This window comes from Erythrobacter sp. 3-20A1M, assembly GCF_018636735.1.
Lineage (GTDB): Bacteria > Pseudomonadota > Alphaproteobacteria > Sphingomonadales > Sphingomonadaceae > Alteriqipengyuania.
The window spans coordinates 1,938,106-1,958,322 of sequence record NZ_CP045200.1 but is presented as its reverse complement, the minus strand read 5'-3'; the positions used below and the strand labels follow the sequence as shown (position 1 = coordinate 1,958,322).

General features: G+C 64.9%; 16 protein-coding genes. 6 read left to right on the top strand and 10 right to left on the bottom strand.

Features of this window, described 5'->3' with window-relative positions:
* Positions 1–34 precede the first annotated feature (34 nt).
* The 5 genes from F7D01_RS09610 to F7D01_RS09590 are packed head-to-tail and all read right to left on the bottom strand — an operon-like array spanning position 35 to position 6,644.
* Positions 35–982, bottom strand: a complete 948-nt coding sequence (locus F7D01_RS09610; protein ID WP_215227370.1) for a sulfite exporter TauE/SafE family protein — start codon at positions 980–982, stop codon at positions 35–37.
* Positions 958–3,657, bottom strand: a complete 2,700-nt coding sequence (metH, locus tag F7D01_RS09605; RefSeq protein WP_215227369.1) for a methionine synthase — start codon at positions 3,655–3,657, stop codon at positions 958–960. The genes F7D01_RS09610 and metH overlap by 25 nt, the downstream gene beginning before the upstream one ends.
* Before the next feature lie 13 nt (positions 3,658–3,670).
* Positions 3,671–4,720 carry a homocysteine S-methyltransferase family protein gene (locus F7D01_RS09600; RefSeq protein WP_215227368.1) on the bottom strand — a complete coding sequence of 350 codons (1,050 nt, stop codon included), beginning with the start codon at positions 4,718–4,720 and terminating at the stop codon, positions 3,671–3,673.
* Entirely contained in the window at positions 4,717–5,655 is a 939-nt protein-coding gene (metF, locus tag F7D01_RS09595) for a methylenetetrahydrofolate reductase [NAD(P)H] (RefSeq protein ID WP_215227367.1), read from the bottom strand. The genes F7D01_RS09600 and metF overlap by 4 nt, the downstream gene beginning before the upstream one ends.
* The gene (locus tag F7D01_RS09590; RefSeq protein WP_215227366.1) at positions 5,652–6,644 is read right to left on the bottom strand and encodes a metalloregulator ArsR/SmtB family transcription factor; all 993 of its coding nucleotides are present in this window, start codon (positions 6,642–6,644) and stop codon (positions 5,652–5,654) included. The genes metF and F7D01_RS09590 overlap by 4 nt, the downstream gene beginning before the upstream one ends.
* A 142-nt stretch (positions 6,645–6,786) precedes the next feature.
* Between F7D01_RS09590 and F7D01_RS09585 the strand changes: the two genes are divergently transcribed.
* Positions 6,787–7,461, top strand: a complete 675-nt coding sequence (locus F7D01_RS09585; protein WP_215229749.1) for a response regulator transcription factor — start codon at positions 6,787–6,789, stop codon at positions 7,459–7,461.
* Positions 7,462–7,530: 69 nt separating this feature from the next.
* Here F7D01_RS09585 and F7D01_RS09580 read toward each other — a convergent pair whose 3' ends face one another.
* The 3 genes from F7D01_RS09580 to F7D01_RS09570 all read right to left on the bottom strand — a co-directional run bounded on the left by F7D01_RS09580 (position 7,531) and on the right by F7D01_RS09570 (position 12,341).
* Positions 7,531–10,269 carry a TonB-dependent receptor domain-containing protein gene (locus F7D01_RS09580; RefSeq protein WP_215227365.1) on the bottom strand — a complete coding sequence of 913 codons (2,739 nt, stop codon included), beginning with the start codon at positions 10,267–10,269 and terminating at the stop codon, positions 7,531–7,533.
* Positions 10,270–10,345: 76 nt separating this feature from the next.
* The gene (locus F7D01_RS09575; RefSeq protein ID WP_215227364.1) at positions 10,346–12,001 is read right to left on the bottom strand and encodes a hypothetical protein; all 1,656 of its coding nucleotides are present in this window, start codon (positions 11,999–12,001) and stop codon (positions 10,346–10,348) included.
* A 13-nt stretch (positions 12,002–12,014) separates the two neighbouring features.
* Entirely contained in the window at positions 12,015–12,341 is a 327-nt protein-coding gene (locus F7D01_RS09570) for a hypothetical protein (protein WP_215227363.1), read from the bottom strand.
* Between F7D01_RS09570 and F7D01_RS09565 the strand changes: the two genes are divergently transcribed.
* From F7D01_RS09565 to F7D01_RS09545, 5 genes are all read left to right on the top strand, one after another.
* Positions 12,331–12,696: a hypothetical protein gene (locus F7D01_RS09565; RefSeq protein WP_215227362.1), complete on the top strand. Its 366-nt coding sequence runs from the start codon at positions 12,331–12,333 to the stop codon at positions 12,694–12,696. The genes F7D01_RS09570 and F7D01_RS09565 overlap by 11 nt on opposite strands.
* Positions 12,697–12,830: 134 nt before the next feature.
* Positions 12,831–13,742 carry a sulfate adenylyltransferase subunit CysD gene (gene cysD, locus F7D01_RS09560; protein ID WP_215227361.1) on the top strand — a complete coding sequence of 304 codons (912 nt, stop codon included), beginning with the start codon at positions 12,831–12,833 and terminating at the stop codon, positions 13,740–13,742.
* 1 nt (position 13,743) lies between these two features.
* Positions 13,744–15,669: a sulfate adenylyltransferase subunit CysN gene (cysN, locus tag F7D01_RS09555; protein ID WP_215227360.1), complete on the top strand. Its 1,926-nt coding sequence runs from the start codon at positions 13,744–13,746 to the stop codon at positions 15,667–15,669.
* Between the two features lie 21 nt (positions 15,670–15,690).
* Positions 15,691–15,975 carry a DUF2061 domain-containing protein gene (locus F7D01_RS09550; protein WP_215227359.1) on the top strand — a complete coding sequence of 95 codons (285 nt, stop codon included), beginning with the start codon at positions 15,691–15,693 and terminating at the stop codon, positions 15,973–15,975.
* Entirely contained in the window at positions 15,972–16,721 is a 750-nt protein-coding gene (locus F7D01_RS09545) for a 3'(2'),5'-bisphosphate nucleotidase CysQ (RefSeq protein WP_215227358.1), read from the top strand. The genes F7D01_RS09550 and F7D01_RS09545 overlap by 4 nt, the downstream gene beginning before the upstream one ends.
* Before the next feature lie 39 nt (positions 16,722–16,760).
* On the opposite strand, the gene F7D01_RS09540 is transcribed toward F7D01_RS09545, so the two are convergent.
* Both F7D01_RS09540 and F7D01_RS09535 read right to left on the bottom strand, forming a co-directional pair.
* Entirely contained in the window at positions 16,761–17,591 is an 831-nt protein-coding gene (locus F7D01_RS09540) for a family 16 glycosylhydrolase (RefSeq protein ID WP_251566706.1), read from the bottom strand.
* Positions 17,592–17,680: 89 nt separating this feature from the next.
* Positions 17,681–20,188 carry a glycoside hydrolase family 3 protein gene (locus F7D01_RS09535; RefSeq protein WP_251566704.1) on the bottom strand — a complete coding sequence of 836 codons (2,508 nt, stop codon included), beginning with the start codon at positions 20,186–20,188 and terminating at the stop codon, positions 17,681–17,683.
* Positions 20,189–20,217: the final 29 nt, after the last annotated feature.

Below are 20,217 nucleotides of genomic sequence, written 5' to 3'. Positions count from 1 at the left end.
GATTCCGCCGGTCCGGTCAATCCGGCGCGGCGGCTCAACGCATGTTGAGCCACAGGAGATAGCAGGCGGACAAGACGATCCAGGTCCCGTCGAGCGTCTTGAGCCGCTTCGCGCCGAGCTTTATCGCGATCGGACGCGCGAGAAAGCCGCCCAGCGCCGCGCCCGGCCCGGCCAGCAACACGACCTCCCACTGCATGGTGCCCGCCTCGATATGCCAGAGGCTGCCCGCGATCACGCTGACCGAGGAGATGACGCACGCCGCCCCGGTGCACAGCAGGACGGGGTAATGGCGGATAAAGAGATAGAGCGCGACGAGTTCTCCCACACCGACGGAGAAAAGCGCGGTCAGCGCCCCGCCCGGTATCGCCAGCATCATCACCACCGCGAGATCGACAGGCAGCAGCCGACCCTGCTCCGCCCGGACGCGGTTGACCGTCCAGGTGCTGGCGATCAGCGCCAGGCCGAGCGCGATCGAGAACGCCTTGTACGCCATCAGAACGACATGCGGGTCGAATGCCACGGCGCGCTGGACCAGCAGCATGGTCGGCAGCGAAAACGCGAGAGTCGCGACGACCACGGTGGCGTAATCGCGCGGCCTTACCGCCGCTTCGACAGCCTGCGGCGCGATGGCTGGCTGATGCAGCAACCGGTCGGTCCAGCGCAGCGCCCCCATGGTCATGCCGAAACTCTGGATGCCCATCGAGACGCCGACGATCTGGAGCGGGTCGAGCCCCATGACCCCCTGGTCGCGCAAGGCATTGAAGACCGGGACAAAGACGACGCCGCCGCCCGTGCCCGAGGTGTTGGCGATGATCGCGCCGAGCACGCCGATCCCGGGCAGGAACCACAGCGCGCGCAGCAGGTCGAAATCGACCGGGACGATCGCCCACAAGACGAGGTAAAGTACGAGCAGCCCGATCCCACCGAGCCATGGCAGGCGATGCGCCGGTAGCGCGCTCAGTCGAGGTTGGGCCGCAGCCATCGTTCGGCCGTCGCCATATCGACCCCGCGCCGCGCGGCATAGTCCTCCAGCTGGTCGCGGCCGATGCGGGCGACACCGAAATACTGCGACTCCGGGTGCCCGAAATAGAACCCGCTGACGGCCGCGGTCGGCAGCATGGCGAAGTTCTCGGTCAGCGTCAGACCGGTATTCTCCGGCGCATCGAGCAGGTCGAACAGGATCGGCTTGAGCGAGTGATCGGGACAGGCGGGATAGCCCGGCGCGGGGCGGATGCCCCGATATTCCTCCTTGATCAGCGCGGCATTGGTCAGCTGCTCGCCCGGCGCATAGCCCCACAGATCGGTCCGCACATGCTGGTGCAGCCGTTCGGCGAAAGCCTCGGCAAAGCGATCGGCCAGCGCCTTGAGCAGGATATCGGAGTAATCGTCCTTGTCCGCCAGGAAGCGCTGCGAAGGCCCCTCGATCCCGTGGATCGCGACCGAGAAGCCGCCGATCCAGTCGCCCGCCGGGTCGATGAAGTCGGCGAGGCAGAAATCGGCCCGCCCGCGGCTTTTCTTCACCTGCTGGCGCAGGAAGGGGACGCGCGCGCTTTCCTCGTTCGTGCGGTCGAGATCGGGAACCGGCTGGTTGCCGTAGGTCCCGCCATCGGCGCTGACCCGGTCCTGCGTGTGGCGATGGTGGATCACCACGTCGTCGCCATCGCGGTGGCATGGCCACAGTCCCGCGACGCCGCGCGCGGTCAGCCATTTTTCCTCCACGATCCGTTCCAGCATCGCCTGCGCGTCCTTAAACAGGCTGCTTGCTGCCTCGCCCACCACCTCGTCTTCCAGGATCGCGGGGTAGTTGCCGTGCAGCTCCCACGCGCGGAAGAACGGGGTCCAGTCGATGTAATCGACGAGCTCGGCCAGCGACCAGTCGTCATAGACATGCAGGCCCGGCTGCTTCGGGGCCGCGGGCTTGTACGCCAGATTGATCGTCGCCGCGTTCTCGCGCGCCTGATCCAGGGTCAGGAGTTCGGACTGCCCCTTGCCCTCGCGCGCGTCGCGGACCTTGGCATATTCGCCCGCCGTGTCGGACACGAAGCCGTCGCGCTGGGTATCGCTCAGCAGGCGGCTGGCGACGCCGACGGCGCGGCTGGCGTCGAGCACGTGGATCACGGGGCCATCGTACGCCGGGTCGATGCGCAGCGCGGTGTGAACCTTGCTGGTGGTCGCGCCGCCGATCAGCAGCGGCATCGACATCTCCGCCGTCTTCATCTCTTCGGCAACGGTCACCATTTCGTCCAGCGAAGGGGTGATGAGACCCGACAGGCCGATCATGTCGGCCTGGTTCTCGTTCGCCGCCTCCAGGATGGTCGCCCACGGCACCATGACGCCGAGGTCGATCACGTCGTAGCCGTTGCACTGCAAGACCACGCCGACGATGTTCTTGCCGATATCGTGGACGTCGCCCTTCACGGTCGCCATCACGATCTTGCCCTTGGCCTTGCGCTCTTCGGGCGCGAGCTTGTCCTTCTCCGCTTCGATGAAGGGGATCAGATGGGCGACCGCCTTCTTCATCACGCGCGCGGATTTCACCACCTGGGGCAGGAACATCTTGCCGCTGCCGAACAGGTCGCCGACGACGTTCATGCCGTCCATCAGCGGGCCCTCGATGACTTCGATCGGGCGTCCGCCGCTGTCGGCCAGGGCCTGGCGCGCTTCCTCGGTATCGTCGACGACATGCGCGTCGATGCCCTTGACCAGCGCATGCTCCAGCCGCCGCTCGACCGGCCAGCCGCGCCATTCCTGCGCTTCCTTCTCGGCGCGCGGATCCTTGCCCTTGTAGCTTTCGGCCAGCGCGATCAGCCGCTCGGTCGCGTCCGGGCGGCGCATCAGGATCACGTCCTCGCAGGCTTCGCGCAATTTCGGGTCGATCTGGTCGTACACGTCGAGCTGGCCCGCATTGACGATCGCCATGTCGAGCCCGGCGGGGATCGCGTGATAGAGAAACACCGAATGCATCGCGCGGCGCACGGTCTCGTTGCCGCGGAAACTGAAGGACAGGTTGGAAAGGCCGCCACTGGTCTTGGCATGCGGGCAGGCGGCCTTGATCTCTTCCACCGCTTCCAGGAAATCGAGGCCGTAGCGGTCGTGTTCCTCGATCCCCGTCGCCACCGCGAAGATATTCGGATCGAAGATGATGTCCTCAGCGGGGAAGCCGATACCCGTCAGCAGCTCGTAGGCCCGCTTGCAGATTTCGACCTTCCGGTCCTTCGTATCGGCCTGGCCCGTCTCGTCGAAGGCCATCACGACCACCGCGGCGCCGTAGTCCAGGCATTTGCGCGCGTGTTGCAGGAAAGGCTCCTCGCCTTCCTTCATGCTGATCGAATTGACGATCGGCTTGCCGCTCACGCATTTGAGCCCCGCCTCGATCACTTCCCATTTCGAGCTGTCGATCATCACCGGCACGCGCGCGATGTCGGGTTCCGCCGCGATCAGCTTCAGGAAGGTGGTCATCGCGTGTTTCGCGTCGAGCAGCCCCTCGTCCATGTTGACGTCGATCACCTGCGCGCCGTTCTCGACCTGGTCGCGCGCGACCTCCACCGCGGTCGCATAGTCGTCCGCCATGATCAGTTTCTTGAACCGGGCCGAGCCGGTCACATTGGTACGCTCGCCGATATTGACGAAGCGCGAGGAGGCGGATTGGTCGGTCATTCTATCCAGCAAGTCAGGCGGCGATCGTGAAGGGTTCAAGGCCGGCGAGGCGCATGCGGTCCTGCCGCTCCGGGACCTGACGCGGCGCCAGACCCTCGACCGCTTTCGCGATCGCGGCGATGTGTTCGGGCGTATTGCCGCAGCACCCGCCAAGAATGTTGGCGCGCCCGTTTTCCGCCCACTGGCGCACCAGCGCGGCGGTGGTCTCCGGCTCCTCGTCGTATTCGCCCAGCTCGTTTGGCAGGCCCGCGTTCGGATAGGCCATCAGGAGCGTATCGGCGATCTGGCTGAGCAGCTGGACATGGGGGCGCAACTGGTCCGCGCCGAAGCTGCAATTGAGCCCCATGGTTACGGGGTCGGCATGGCGCACGACGTTCCAGAACGCCTCCACCGTATGGCCCGACAGGTTGCGCCCCGACAGGTCGGTCAGGGTCAGCGAGATCATCATCGGCACGTCCTGCCCCAGGTCGCGCGCCAGTTCCTTCACCGCCATGATCGCCGCCTTGCAGTTCAGCGTGTCGAACACGGTCTCGATCAGGATCGTGTCCGCCCCGCCCTCGATCAGCGCCTCGGCCTGCTCGCGATAGACCGACTTCATCGTGTCGAAATCGACTTCGCGAAAACCGGGGTCCTCGACATCGGGGCTCAGCGACAGGGTCTTGTTGGTCGGGCCGACCGCGCCCGCGACGAAGCGCGGCAGGCCGTCCTTCGCCGTTGCCTCGTCGCACACCTCGCGGATGATCCGCGCGGCGGCGCGGTTGATGTCGCCGACCAGATGCTCCGCCCCGTAATCGGCCTGGCTGATGCGGTTCGCGTTGAAGGTGTTGGTCGCCAGCACCCGCGCCCCGGCATCGACGTAGCTGCGACAGATGTCGGCGATCAGCTGACCTTGCGTCAGATTGACGAGGTCGTTGTTGCCCTTCTGGTCGCGGTTCAGGTCGTAGGTGCCGCGATACCCCTCCTCGCCCAGCTTCGCGCGCTGGATCGCGGTGCCGTATGGCCCGTCCTTGATCAGGATCGCCTTGGCCGCTTCGGCCAGCAGGGTCTCGCGAACGGTGGTCATGCCGCTTCCTTCGGACGCAGGCCGAGCATGTGGCAGATCGCGTAGCTCAGCTCGGCACGGTTGAGGGTGTAGAAATGGAATTGCCGCTCGCCCCCTGCATACAGGCGGCGGCACAGTTCGGCGGCGATGGTGGCGGACACCAGCTGGCGCGCAGCGGGACGCTCGTCCAGCCCGTCGAACAGGCCCGCCATCCAGCCGGGGATCGCGGTACCGCACAGCCCGGCCATGCGCTCGACCGCGGCGAAGCTCATCACTGGCATGATGCCGGGCACGATTTCCCCGTCGATACCCGCCGCGGCGGCACGGTCGCGGAAGCGGAAGAAGCAGTCGGGTTCGAAGAAGAACTGCGTGATCGCGCGCGTCGCCCCCGCATCGAACTTGCGCTTCAGATTGTCGAGATCGGCCTGCTCGTCGGCGGAGTCCGGGTGAACCTCGGGATAGGCACCGACCGAAATCTCGAACGGGGCGACTTCCTTCAGGCCCGCGATCAGCTCCGCCGCATTGGCATAGCCACCCGGATGGGGAGTATATCTGCTTCCCCCGTCGGGCGGATCGCCGCGCAGCGCCACGATGTGGCGGATGCCGCTTTCCCAGTAATGGCGCGCGACCTCGTCCACCTCCTCGCGCGTCGCCTCCACGCAGGTGAGATGCGCGGCGGCGGGAATGCCGGTCTCGCGGTTGAGGCGCACGACCTGCTCGTGCGTGCGCTCGCGCGTGGAACCGCCCGCGCCGTAGGTGACCGAGACGAAGCGCGGGCCGAGGGGTGCCAGCGTCTCGACGCTTTCCCACAAGGTCTGCGCCATTTTCTCGGTCTTGGGCGGGAAGAACTCGAACGACACCTCGATATCGCCGGGCAGCCCGGAGAACAGCGGATCGCCATGCGCCGTATCGGTTTCGTGCACGGGATCGAGCGGAGCTGGCGCGCGGGCGGTCATCGTGTGGCTACCTTCCTGTCATGCGGCGCGGCGACCGGCCCGCCCCGGCGGGTGCCGAGCCAGATCTTCACCACCAGCGCGCCGTCTTCCAGCGCCATCGGTTCGGCGGGCTGGAACCCGGCCTGCTTCAGCATCTCGCGCACGACGCGGTCGGTGAAGCCGAGCCGGGCGTGCTGGAACCGCTCGCGCAAGTCCTCCTGACCGTGCGCGGCGAAATCGACGATCGCGATCCGCCCGCCGGGGCGCAAAACCCGCGCCGCTTCCGCCAGCGCGACCTCCGGCTCCTGCGCGAAATGCAGCACCTGATGCAGCAGGACGGTATCGAAACTGCGCGCGGCAAAGGGCAGTGCGGCGAAGTCGCCCTGCACCAGCTCGACGCTTTCGGCGGGCAGATGCTGCAGCTTCGCGCGCGCGACGCGCAGCATCTCGAGGCTCTTGTCAAGCGCGACCATCCGCTCTGCCTCGGGCGCGAAGATTTCGGCCATGCGGCCCGTACCGGTACCGATATCCAGCACTTCGCCCAGCGGTGCGTCGGCGAGCGCGTCGGCCAGCGCGGCCTCGACCGTCGCGTCGTCGCTGTGCCGGCGGCGAAGCTCGTCCCACTCTTTGGCGTAGCTTTCGAACCAGGTCTGCGCCGCATCCTCGCGCGCGGCGCGGATCGCGGCCAGTTGCCGGCGATCCTCTTCGCATTGCACGGCAAAGGCCTCGTCCTCGCGCTCGGCGGTCGCGAGCAGGCGGGCCACGGCGGAACCGAGCGGGAAATCCCCGCTATCGGCAAGCCGCGCACGCAGGAACACCCAACTGCCCTCGCGCCGCCTTTCGGCCAGGCCGCTGTCGCACAGGATCGCCACATGGCGCGAAACGCGCGGCTGGCTCTGCCCCAGCACCTGCGCCAGCTCGCCCACCGCGAGTTCCATCGTGCCGAGCAGTCGCATGGTCCGCAATCGGGTAAGATCGCCCAGCGCGCGCATGATGGCCTCGATCCGCATTCAACGGCACATATAAAGATATCGTTATATGTGCAAGCGAACTTGTCGCCGTGCAGCCAGGCGCGAACACTTCAGGCAGCGGATTTTGTCACGGTCCTGTCACCGGGCGGCGATACGCCATCGCCGTCAGAGGGGCCGGATGATGCGTACCGTCAATATCTTCGTTACCGGGCCGCTGGCCTCCGTCGCGAACGATTTCGAGAGCGACGATGCGCGGTTCCATTTCGCCCCGCTCGACGGGGATGGTCCGCGCCAGCTCGCCGACGGTCCCGTCTTCGCCTTCATCGACTGGGTCCTGCCGACCATGTCCGGCCTGGAGCTGTGCCGCCGGGTCCGCGCCGACCGGCGCCTGCGCGACGCGCACGTCACCATGGTGCTGGAACAGGACGACGAGAACGACCGGCGCAGGGCGTTGGCTGCGGGGGCCGACGACTACGTGGTCGGGCCGCTCGACCGAAACGGGGTGCTGGACCGAATCCTTGCCCTGCAATCGGCGCGGCCCCATCGCTCGGGCAACGAGATCGTGGAGCTCGGGCCGCTAACCATCGACCGGGTCGCGATGATGGCCCGCTGGAACGACACGCGACTGGCGCTGCGGCCCAACGAGTTCCGCCTGCTGCGCTTCTTCGCCGAGAACGCCGACCGGGTACTGACCCGGCGCGAGCTGATAGAGGGGCTGGGCAAGCAGGAACAGCCGCTGGACGAACGCACCGTTGATGTCTGGATCGGGCGGCTGCGTAAGGCGCTTAAGGCAGCCGGTGCGGGCGATCCGCTGCGCACCATCCGTTCGGTCGGGTACGTCTTCGACGCCAGCTAGCCAGGCGTCGCGATCGACCGGGCCTGAGCGGGGAAAGAACCCACTCCGGCGCCGGTCGATGCGCCGGTTTCAGAACTTGGCCGACAGGGACAACGCAAGCCGTGTGCCCACGTCCCAAGAGTTGTACTCTATCCGTGCATCATCGGACTTCTGGAACTCTTCGTGGTCCGTGCCGAAGATGTTGCGTGCCTCGAATTTCGCCTCCAGCTCGGTGCCGAACACGCTGAAGCCTTCGCGCCATACGAAATCGACTTGCAGGCCCGGCTTCTCGATCACGTCGGGCTGGGGCGTGCTGCCGTTCAGCCCGCGCGCAACCACGCGGTTGCTGGCATAGGACAACAGGATCGTCTGCTGAGACAGCCGGTCCTCGTCCTCTAGCCCGAGCTGGAAGTTCACGATGTGATCGGACTGGCCCGTCAGCGGCGAGCCGTCGCGGAAATAGTCCGTCGCATTGCTCGACGCAGCACCGTAAATCGCGGTCGTATCTCCGGCCTCAACCGAGATGTTCGACTGCGTATAGGTGTAGTTGCCGATCACCACCGCACGCCGGGTCGAGAGCATTCCGCCCATCTCGCTGAGGTCGAAATACTTCACCAGCTCCAGCTCGGCCCCGTACAGGTCGGCACTGGGTGCATTGGCGTAAGAGACGACGAAATCCCCGCCGAAGAAGCTGACATAGGCCTCGATCGGGTTCTCGATCCGCTTGTAGAAACCGGACACCGACAATCGCTGCTCCGGCGCGTAATACCATTCGAACCGTGCCTCGGCATTGTAGAGCTGGCTGTCCACCAGCAGCGGGTTGCCGAGATAGGGCTGGTTCGATTCCGGATCGTAGTAGGGCTGCGCGATCAGTTCGCGGAATTGCGGACGGGCGATCGTCTTCGACGCATTGAGACGGATTTGCTTGCCGCCGTCTAGGTCGAAGGTCAACGTCGCGGCCGGCAACCAATAACTGCGATCGAGCTGCGTCGGCGGGATCGAAGGCGGAACCGAAACGAAGGTCTCGACCGGTGTGGTGGTCTGCGTCGCGTCTTCGTAGCGCACGCCGGCGTCGAGCGAGATCGTATCGCCGAACAGGAAGTTGCCCTTCAGGTAACCGGCCGCGATTTCCAGCTCCGCATCGAAGACGGGCGTCCCCGGATCGGTCTCGATCAGTTCCAGCCCGTTCCCGTTATTCGCATCGACGAAGGCGGGATCTGTCAGTGTCGCGACCAGCAGATCGGGCCGCAGCAGCCCGATACCGCTGATGACGTTCGCATCGCCAAGGAAGGTGTTGGGCGCGAGGAGCAGGAAATTGCGGCGCGAGCTGCGGCGCTTCGTATCGGAATAAGCACCGCCCGCCGTGATGGTGACGCTCGGCGCGAGGTTGTAGGTTAGGTCGAGGCCGCCGGAATATAGATCCTCGTTGAGGTCGGAGAAGGCGATCTCGCCATCGCCGCCATTTCCGTTGTTCAACCGGTTAACGAAATACTGCCCGAACGGATCGGCCTCGGCATTCGAACGGTCGTATTCGAAGGTGATCTCGTCCGGCGCTTCGCGCTGCGTGTTAGCGTAGCCGCCGCGAACCTCGAGGCCGAAAATCTCCGAGAGGCGGAATTCGCCGACCAGCTGGGTGTCGATCAGCTGACGCTCGTACCATGCCGTGCGCTGGCGCAGGAAATCGGTGTCGCCGCGCTGGGCCGGTCGCTGGCCGAGGGATAGGCCCGCCTTCTTGATGGTGTCGTGAATATAGAGATTGGTCCAGCGAACGCGGCTGTCGCCGAATTCCAGACCGAAGCCGAGCAGGCCGTTGACCGTCGTCTTCTGATCGGTCGTGACGTTCAGGAAATCGCTTTCGATCGAGGCGAGGTTCGCGCTCGAGGAACGCTGCTGCCGGATCGTACGGGTAAGGAAGGAATTGCTGTATCCCGCAGCCGCGATCACACCGAGGTCCATCGCCCCGACCGGGAAAGTCTTGCCCGCCGACAGGCTGGCGGAGACGTTGACCGGGGTATCGTTCATCTTCTGAACGACGGTATTCTTGAAGGTGATCAGCTGGCGCGCGATGGCGGTGGAATCGACCGGATCGGTGCCGAACAGCAGCCCTTGGTCGAAATAGTCCTGCAAGCCCGGCGGAACCTTGCGGTTGCCGTTGTCGTACCCGGTCCAGTCGCTGTCGCTACCGTAATAGGTATAGCCGAGATTGCCGGTCGTGTAGGTGTCGCCCGATATGCCGCCGCCGATGGTGAGGAAGGGTTCGTCGGGTGTAGCCTTGGTCGTCAGGTTGATGACGCCGCCGCCGAATTCTCCCGGAAAGTTCGCCGAATAGCTCTTCTGCACGAGGGAGGACGCGACGATCCCGGTGGGGAACAGATCGAGCGGGACGACGCGCTTGAGCGGCTCGGGGCTCGGCAGGGGCGAACCGTTGAGCAGGGCCAGCGAATACCGATCGCCCAGGCCACGGACGTAGACGAAGCCGCTGCCGACAACGCTGAGGCCGGTCACGCGGCTGAGCGCGCCCGCGATGTCGCCCTCGCCGGTTCGCGCGATATCCGCACTGGAAAGGATCGAGACCACCTGGTCCGACGAGCGCATGACGTTGCGGTCGCGGCGACCGGTCACGACGATAACGTTACTCTGACCGGGTACGGAAACCTCGACTTCCTCGTCCTGCGGGACAGGCTCGGGCTGGTCGCCCTGATCGGTCGGAATGTCCGCCTGCGGGGCGGAGCTGGTGGTGGCCGGATCGGTCTGCGCGTGCGCAAGAGCCGGACACGTCAAGGCAGTGGTCAGCAGCAGCACGCCCGCGACCCGCGATGTGGTGGACATCTGGTTTCCCCTCATTCGATACGAAAACCGGGGGCAGCCACGCTGGCGGCCGCCCCCGGGGTCAGTGGCGGCTGCCTCAGGTGGTGGGCAGCGAGGTGCAGGCGCTCGAGCTCGTCCCGAAATTCGCGTAGGACGAGCTGCAGGTCCAGCCGGTGTACCAGCTGTTGTTCTCGGCCCAGGCGACACCAATCCGGTACGGAGTCGGCGTGGCGGAGAAGAAGCTCGACCCGCTGAGCGTGGTGTTGAGGGCGGCGGGATCGGTGGTAGTCACGCCGTTTTCGGTCGCGCCGTTCACGAACCCTGTCAGCGAGTTGGTGAAGTCCGAATTGTTGTTGTTCGAACCCGAACCGAATGCCGCTGCCACCTGCGCTGCGGTGTACGGCGCAGCACCGCTGCCATCGCCGATGAACTTGGCGTCACCGGTGCCCGAGCATTGCAGGACCACGGAACGCGCAGTCAGAGTCGCCCGGTTCGCCGCACTGGTGTTCGACGTCAGCCGGATGCACTCGTTGTTCGGCGTGATGATCGCACCGTTGTAAAGCGTCACGTCCGCATTGCCGCGGAACAGCACGCTCGCCTTGTCCGCGCCTTCGTTATTGGCACTCGTCTGCGGTTGGTAGGCGAGGAAGTTCGAGACCCTGAGATCGGTGCGCGGCGTGTCGCCTTCGAGCCCGTTGGAGTCGATTTCCATCAGCGCGTCGCCCTGGCCGGGGCGCTGCCACAGCAGCACGTATTGCAGGTTGGCGCGTGCGCCCGTGTCGACGTCGAGGCTGTCGTCGTCGGCACCGGTGGCCACATAGTACTTCATGTTGACGACGCCGCCGAAGAACTCGGTGCCATCGTCGGAGCTGTTGTGCGACTGGAAGTGGTCGAGCTGCGTGCCCGAGCCGATACCCGACGGGGTCAGCGACTGCAGTTCCTTATCCGCCGACAGGACGAAGCCCGAATAGCGGATCTGGAAGTAGCTCATGGTGCCGGCGTTGTAGGTATCGTCGTTGCCGCCGAAGAGGGCCGGGTTGACCGCACCCTCGGTGCCGCGCTCGCAGGTATTCGAAGCCACCGAACCTTGCGTACAGTCGGTGATTCGACCGCGACCGAGCAGCACCACACCGCCCCACTGGCCGATCGAGGAATCGATGTTGAGACCGGCCACGTTGTCCTGGCTGGTGAAGACGATCGGCTGGGTCGCGGTGCCCACGGCGTTGATCTTGTTGCCGCGGTTGACGGCGATCCACGCCTGGCCGCTGCTGGCGTAAAGGACCACGCCCGGATCGATCGTCAGAGTGACGTTGGTGTCGGCCGTAAGCGGCGCCTGGGTGCAGCCGATCGTGGTCGAGGTGTAGGGCGCAGTCGCGGTCGGAGCGCTGAATCCGCCGTCGCAACCAACATCGACGCGGCCGGGGATCACGTAGAGCAGGCCGTTGATCTTGGGCAGCGTTACGCTCTTCCCGATACGGCTCGGCAGCTCGCACTTGCGATATTCGCCGGTCGGGCCGGTGATCGTGCCGGTATTGGCCAGGACCACGCTGCCATCGTTGGTCAGCGTCGGGCAGGCACCTGCCGGTGTCACCAGCGTGCTGGTGGGCGGCGGCGGCGGCGGCGGCGGTGCGGGCGTGGTAATGTCGATGTCGACATTGCCGGAGGTGCCGGGCGAGGCGACTTCGTCGGCCCCGCACGCGGTCAGGACAGCGAGGCCGCAGCCGAGCACGATAGTGCGTTTGATATGCTTCACGGTTGGATTCCCCTCAATTGGTCGAAGGACTCGACAGGCGCAGCGCTCGCGCCGCATCTCCGTGAACTAGGCGCGGCTTGTGACAGTTTATTTTCCGAATGGACCACACCGCCGAAGATTTTTCCGGCAAAAACATGACATTCGTGACACGCCCGAGTTTCAGCGGGATGGCCGTTACGACCCCGATATTCGGAACGCCCCCGCCAAGTTGCTGGAAACCAAAGCCGAGCCCAGGCGCCATCAATGACGTATTTATGACATCATGACGTTTTTGTTGCAGTTGCGGGTCAGGAGAGTCATTTTCGCTTTCGATAAAGCATGGGAGAAAGATGATGATCACTTCTGTTGTAGCTACGATGCTGCTGGCACAGGCGGCCGGCAGCGGATCCGACCGTATCGAAGTCGCGTATGACGAACTGTCCGCGAACCGGAACGCCACCGCTATCAGAAAGATGGAACGCACCGACGACGGGATGGAAGATAGCGCCGCGCGGCTCATCAACCTCGGCATCGCCTATGCCCGTGCCGGGGATACCGACCGTGCTCGCGACCTGTTCACCCGCGCTGCGCGAGCCGAGCGGTATGATCTGGAAACCGCGGATGGCGAATGGGTCGATTCGCGCAAGCTGGCGCTTCAGGCCCTGGCCTCGCTCGACCGGGGCGATTTTCATACGGTCCGAACCGCGTCGCGCTAATTTGCATTCGCGTGGGCGGTTAACCCGGCGCGCGGCAAATGTGCGCTTTCGGGACTGATACTCGTTTGCTGGTGACGGTCGAGGTACGTATGTGTACCGAACCGGCCCATGCCCGACGCAAGTTTTCCGCGGCCATGACCGCGATCCGGCCGCTCACGCATCTCGAACGCCTCGAAGCTGAGGCGATCCATATCATCCGCGAAGTCGCCGCCGAGGCGGAACGGCCGGTGATGCTGTATTCCGTGGGCAAGGACAGCGCGGTGATGCTGCATCTCGCGCGCAAGGCCTTCTACCCCGCCCCGCCGCCGTTCCCGCTGCTGCATGTCGACACGACCTGGAAGTTCCAGGCGATGTACGAATTGCGCGACCGGATGGCCGAAAAGACCGGGATGGAATTGCTGGTGCACCAGAACCCGGAAGCGAAGGAGCGGGGGATCAACCCGTTCGACCACGGTTCGCTGCATACGGACATGTGGAAGACCGAAGGGCTGAAGCAGGCGCTGAGCATGCATGGCTTCGATGCGGCCTTCGGCGGCGCGCGGCGCGATGAAGAGAAGAGCCGCGCGAAGGAGCGCATCTTTTCCTTCCGTACAGCCAGCCACGGCTGGGACCCCAAAAGCCAGCGCCCCGAATTGTGGAACCTCTACAACGCGCGCAAGAACAAGGGGGAGAGCATCCGCGTCTTCCCGATCAGCAACTGGACCGAGCTGGACGTGTGGCAATACATCCAGCTCGAAGGGATAGAGATCGTGCCGCTCTATTTCGCGGCGGAGCGTCCCACGGTGGAGCGCGACGGCATGCTGCTGATGGTGGACGACGATCGCTTCCCGCTAAACGATGGCGAGGAGCCCGTGATGCGTTCGGTCCGCTTCCGCACGCTCGGATGCTATCCCCTGACCGGTGCTGTCGAAAGCACCGCCGCCACGCTGTCCGAAGTCATTCAGGAAACCCTGCTGACCACCACCAGCGAGCGACAGGGCCGCGCGATCGACAAGGATGCAGGCGGTGCCGGCATGGAAGTGAAGAAGCAGCAGGGTTATTTCTGACATGAGCGAGCCGATCTACCGGACCGACGCGCTGATCGCGGAGGACATCGATTCCTACCTCGAGCGACACCAGCACAAGACCATGCTGCGCTTCATCACCTGCGGCAGCGTGGACGACGGCAAGTCGACCCTGATCGGTCGCCTGCTCTACGATTCGAAGATGATCTTCGAGGATCAGCTCGCCGCGTTGGAGGACGACAGCAAGCGGGTCGGTACGCAGGGACAGGAAATCGACTTCGCCCTGCTGGTCGACGGCCTCGCCGCCGAGCGCGAACAGGGTATCACGATCGACGTCGCCTATCGGTTCTTCAATACGGAGAACCGCAAGTTCATCGTCGCCGACTGCCCGGGACACGAACAGTACACGCGCAACATGGTTACCGGTGCGTCGACCGCGGACCTGGCGGTGATCCTGATCGATGCGCGCAAGGGCGTGCTGGTCCAGACCCGGCGCCACAGCTATCTTTGCCACCTGCTGGGCATTCGCCACATCGTGCTGGCGGTCAACAAGATGGACCTGGTCGACTATTCGCAGGAAACCTTCGAACAGATCCGCGCCGATTACGCCGAATTCGCGCAAGGCATCGGGATCGAGAATTTTACCGCAATCCCGATCTCCGGTTTCCGCGGCGACAACATCACTACCGCACCATCGGACAACACCCCCTGGTATGATGGCCCGAGCCTGATCGAGCATCTCGAAGCGGTGGAGGTCAGTTCCGAGGTGGAAGGGGCGAAGCCATTCCGCATGCCGGTTCAATGGGTAAACCGACCCAATCTCGACTTCCGCGGTTTCGCCGGCCTCGTCGCCTCCGGCACCGTCGCGCCGGGCGACAGGGTACGCGTGCTTCCGTCGGGCAAGACCACCACGGTCGCGCGCGTGGTGGCGATGCCCGATGCCGACAGCTCGGAAGACCGTGACGGAGCGATGGCGGGGGAATCGACCACCATCACCTTCGCCGACGAGATCGACTGTTCGCGCGGCGACGTGATCGCGGATGCGGACGATCCGCCCCAGACCGCCGACCAGTTCGAATCCACTTTCGTCTGGCTGTCGGACGAGGATTTGCATGTCGGGCGCGCCTATTGGCTGAAGCTCGGCACACAGACCGTCTCGGCCACGGTGCAGGAGCCGAAATACGAGATCAACGTCAACACGATGGCGCAACTGGCCGCCAAGACGCTGTCTCTCAATGCGATCGGCGTGGCGGAGATGCATACCGACCGGTCGATCGTGTTCGAGCCTTATCAGGACAATCCGGCGCTCGGCGGCTTCATCCTGATCGACAAGATCACCAATGCGACAGTCGCGGCGGGCATGATCAATTTCAGCCTTCGCCGCGCGCAGAACGTGCACTGGCAGCCGACCGACGTTACCCGGCGCGAGCGCGCCAGCCTGAAGAACCAGACGCCCAAGGTCCTCTGGTTCACCGGTCTTTCGGGCTCGGGCAAGTCGACCATCGCCAACGAGGTCGAGAAGAAGCTCGCGTTGATGAACCGGCACACCTTCCTGCTCGACGGCGACAATATCCGCCACGGGCTGAACAAGGACCTCGGTTTCACCGAGGCGGACCGGATCGAGAACATCCGGCGGATCGGCGAGGTGTCGAAGCTGATGGCCGATGCCGGGTTGATCGTCCTGACCGCCTTCATCAGCCCGTTCCGTGCGGAGCGCGAGATGGTGCGCGACATGCTGCCCGATGGCGAGTTCGTCGAAATCTTCGTCGACACGCCACTGGAAGTGGCCGAGGCGCGCGACGAGAAGGGCCTGTACAAAAAGGCCCGGAGCGGGACGTTGAAGAATTTCACCGGCATAGACAGTTCGTATGAGGAGCCACAGACCCCCGATATCACGGTAAACACGGTCGAGATGTCGGCTGAAGAAGCCGCAGACTACATCGTGCAGCGGCTCATGCCGCTAAAATAGCGGCCGATCACAGGGGGCGACATGTTTCTTTTCAAAGGTAGGGAAGCCCATTCCCGCTCACTGGTCAAGGCGATCAGCTGGCGGTTGCTCGGCAGTCTCGACACCTTCATCCTGGGGTTCATCTTCACCGGCAGCGCACGTGCCGCAGGGGCCATCGCAGGGACCGAGGTGCTGACCAAGATGGTGCTCTACTATCTGCACGAGCGAGCCTGGGCCGGGGTCAATTGGGGGTTCCAGAAACCGGTCGAAGAGGCACCCCCTGCCGATCGCCAGGCGACGCTCCAAGAGGGAACCGGACTGCGATGACCGATGCCGAACTGGCCGCCCATCTCGCGCGCGAGGCGGGTCGCATTCTCCTGACGGTGCGCGAAAGCGGGATGTTCGAAGGCAAGGCGCTGGGCAAGGCGGGCGACCAGACCGCGAACCAGTTCCTGGTCCATGCTTTGCGGCAGCAGCGGCCCGACGACGGACTGCTATCCGAAGAAAGCAAGGATACGCCCGAACGGCTGGATATCGAACGTGTGTGGATCGTCGATCCGGTGGACGGCACGCGCGAATACGGTGAGAAGCGCGCCGACTGGGCGGTGCATGTCGGCCTTTCCATCAACGGTGTAGCAAGCGTCGGCGCGGTCGCGCTGCCGGGTTGCGACGCGGTGCTGCGCAGCGATCAACCGGCGGTGGTTCCATCTGCACCCGAGCGCCTGCGTATGGTCGTCAGCCGGACCCGACCTGCCGCCGAAGCGACGGCGGTGGCCGAACGCCTGAGCGCGGAACTGGTACCGATGGGCAGCGCGGGAGCGAAGGCGATGGCCATCATTCGCGGGGAGGCGGACATTTACCTCCATTCGGGCGGTCAGTTCGAATGGGACAGCTGCGCGCCGGTCGCCGTGGCGCTGGCGCACGGTCTGCACTGTTCGCGTATCGACGGCAGCCCGCTGGTCTACAACCAGCGCGATACTTACCTGCCGGACCTGCTCATCTGCCGCCCCGAACATGCCGAGCGGGTGCTTGGCGAAGTTGCGGGTTTGCCGGCGGACAAGCGCACGGCGTAGCCCCGCGCCGGCGGCTCGACCGGCAACGCCCCACTGCCCTCACTCGGCGTCGGCTGCCTCTCCAGTCACGCGCACCCAATCGACATACATCGCTATGTCGCCATTCTTGATCCGCTCGACCGTCTCCACCGGCAGCCCGTTATAGGGCCGCTCGATGCCGTTGATCTTGGAGGGGTAGGCCCCGCCGAGCGCGAAGTTCAGGATGATATATTCGGGCCGGTCGTAGACCCATTTGCCGTAATGTTCGACCATCGGGCGCGTCACGCGGTAGATCGGCCTGCCATCGATCTTGAACAGCAGCTGGTCGGGCGACCGTTCGACCGAATAGACATGCCAGTCCGTCACGTCGGTGTCGTCGGGAAAGTAGTATTTGTTCACCAGCGGCGTTTCGCCGGAATAGCCAGGTCCGTGCATTGCCACGCCGACCCAGTCCTTCTCGCCGACATATTCCATGATGTCGGTCTCGCCCGAGGCGGGCCAATCGCCATATCCCAGCAACCAGAAGGCCGGCCAAACCCCCGCCGCGTCCGGCATCTTTATCCGCGCTGATGCCGTCCCGTAGGTGAAGTCGAACTTGTCCCGGGTATTGATGCGGCCCGACACGAAATCCGCCGTGCGGCCCGACGGCGTGCGAAACCCCTTGCGGAACTGCGGCTTCAGGACCAGCACCCCGTCCTCGGCTCCGGATATCGCGCCAGCCGGCAGAAGCTGGATCGTATCGGGCGCATCGACATAGGCCTGCTGTTCGTTGTTCACCCAGAACTCCGGCCCCTCGACGTTCCACTTGCTCGGATCGAGCGCGGGGCCGTCGAACTGGTCGACGAACAGAATATCCGCAGCCGAAGCCTCAGCGTCGGCGCGTTGCTGCACAGTCGTGCAACCCGCCACCAGCAATATCGATGCGAGAGACAACGCGGCCCTGCGCAAAGGAGGCACGGTTTCGCTGCACGCTGCGGCGCTCATGGTACCGCCACCGGACAGGCGAGGTCTTCACCCACCGCTTCGACCTTCGCCCCCGCCAGGGTCATGGCGAATCCGCTGTCCGCGGTGATCCGCAGCGCATTGCCGACCTGCGAAAGATCAGCACCGGCATCGGCGAAGCAGCGCAGCGGGATCTTCAACGTCATCGGCTGGCCAATCGGCATGCGTGCCAGCAGGTCGGTAACGTCGAAATTACGGTTACCCAGCGCCACCAGCACGCGCCCGGGCCCCCGCTTGTCGATCCTTCCGTCGATCCGCACCGCGAACGCGTTGTTGAGCTGTCGCGACAGATCCGCCGCGGGCCCGTCGATACTGACTGCCCCCTCGCCCGACCATACGATCGCCTTCGCATCTTCCTGCGCCGCGAAATCGACTGGGCTGGCGACCAAGCTATTGCGGGCACTGGTGGTCGTACCCGGCCCCACCGCGCGCGCGCCACCGGCATCGGTCAGGGTCATGCTCCATGGATCCTGTGCTCGGCCTGCTGCGAAGAAATTGGCGACGTTCAGCGCGGCGGCCACGTCCATTCCGGGGTCTTCCGAAAGTTGGGGAAGGCTGTTCTTCGCAGCGTAATCGAGCCCGTACCCCATGGCGAATAGCGGCTTGTCGATCGGCGAACGAGCGTCGGCGGGCCAAGGAAAGGACAGCCGACCGGTGAAGTCGCGTGCCGCCGTGCCGTCCGCGCGCGCCACCAGCACGTCCGCGACACCCGCGCCCTGCGACCCGGGGAGCCACGCCGCCACGAACGCATCCGAAGCGTTGATTTCCGGGCTGGTGAACATCGGGCGACCGGACAGGAAGACCGAGACGACAGGTATTCCCGCGTCCTTCAGCCTCTTGAGCAGGGCGAGATCGCCAGCCTTTCCGGGCTGATAATCGAGGGTCGGAACGTCGCCCTGGAATTCCGCATAGGGTGCTTCGCCGAGCACGACGATCGCGACATCGGGGGCCTGCTCGAAGCTGCCGTCGGCGGACAGTTTCGCGGTGCCCCCTGCCTGCTTCACGGCCGCGCTAATGCCTTCCCAGATGGTCTGGCCATTGGTGAAGTCGGCATGCGTGACGTCGGTCCCCTGCCAGCTGATCGTCCAGCCGCCAGCCTGCGCCGCCATGTCATCCGCGCCCGGCCCCGCGACCAGTACCCGCGCACCGGGCTTGATCGGCAGAACCGATCCATTGTTTTTCAGGAGAACGAGGGATTTCGCCACTGCCTCGCGCGCCAGTGCGAGATGGTCGGGCGCACCAATAGCGGAATAGTCGCGCCGCTGCGCTGGCGGATTGTCGAGCAGCCCAAGTTTCGCCTTCACGCGCAGGATACGACGAACCGCGTCGTCGAGCCGCTCCGTCGGAATTTCGCCCGCCTGCACCTCGCGCAGGGTGGTGTCGAACAGACCCTTCCAGCTGTCGGGCGCCATGAACAGGTCCAGCCCGGCTTCCAGCGCCTTCGGACAGTCGGTCACGGTGCAGCCGTCCACTTGGCCGTGCCCATTCCAGTCGCCGACAACCAGGCCTTGGAAGCCCATGCGGCCCTTCAGCACGTCCGTCAGCAGCGACCGGTTGCCGTGGTTCTTTACCCCGTTCCAGCTCGAGAAACTGGCCATGACGGTCAATGCCCCAGCATCGATCGCGGCGGGATAGCCCTGCGCATGGGTCGCAATCAGCTCCGCTTCCGAAATCTTTGCATCGCCCTGGTCGCGCCCTCCCTGCGTACCCCCATCGGCCAAGAAATGCTTGGCCGTCGCGGCGACACGGTCACGGGCCAGCTCCTGCCCTTCGCGCAGTTCGCCCTGCAAACCCAGCACCATGGCCCTCGCATAGGAGGCGACGAGCGCGGGATCGGATGAGTAGCCTTCGTAAGCACGGCCCCAGCGCAGGTCCTGCGGAACCGCGAGGGTCGGAGCGAAGGTCCATTCGATTCCGCTGCCGGCAATCTCCGCCGCCGTCGCCGCGCCTATGCGGCGGATCATCTCCGGATCGTGCGCCGCCCCCAGGCCGACATTGTGAGGAAACAGGGTCGCGTTGGGGATATTGTTGTGCCCGTGCACGGCATCGACCCCGAACAGGATCGGAACGGCCACGCCGTCGGCGCGCGGTGCCATGGAGGCGGCGCGGAATTCTCTCACCAAACGATCCCAGTCGGCGGCGCTGGAGCGTTCGTTTTCATACGGGCCGCTGTTTCCGCCGGCGAGGATCGAGCCGAGGGGATAGTCCGCCAGATCAGCCGGTTTGATGGTACTGATATCGGCCTGGATCACCTGTCCGACCTTCTGCCGCACGGTCATCGCGCGCAGGATGCGGTCGATCTTCGCTTCGGTCTCTGGACTGGTGATCGCTTGCGGACTGTGGGCGGCGGGCCATAGTTCCGCGTTCGCCCCAGCCCCGCCCATCGCTTCCTGGGAAGCGCTGGATACAGGGGTTAGCTGGGTGCATCCAGTGGTGGCGAGCAACAGCAGGGCTGCCCCGCCCAATGCCTTACCGATCGTTCGCATGGCCTCTCCCGCCTCTTGCAGTGAACGTT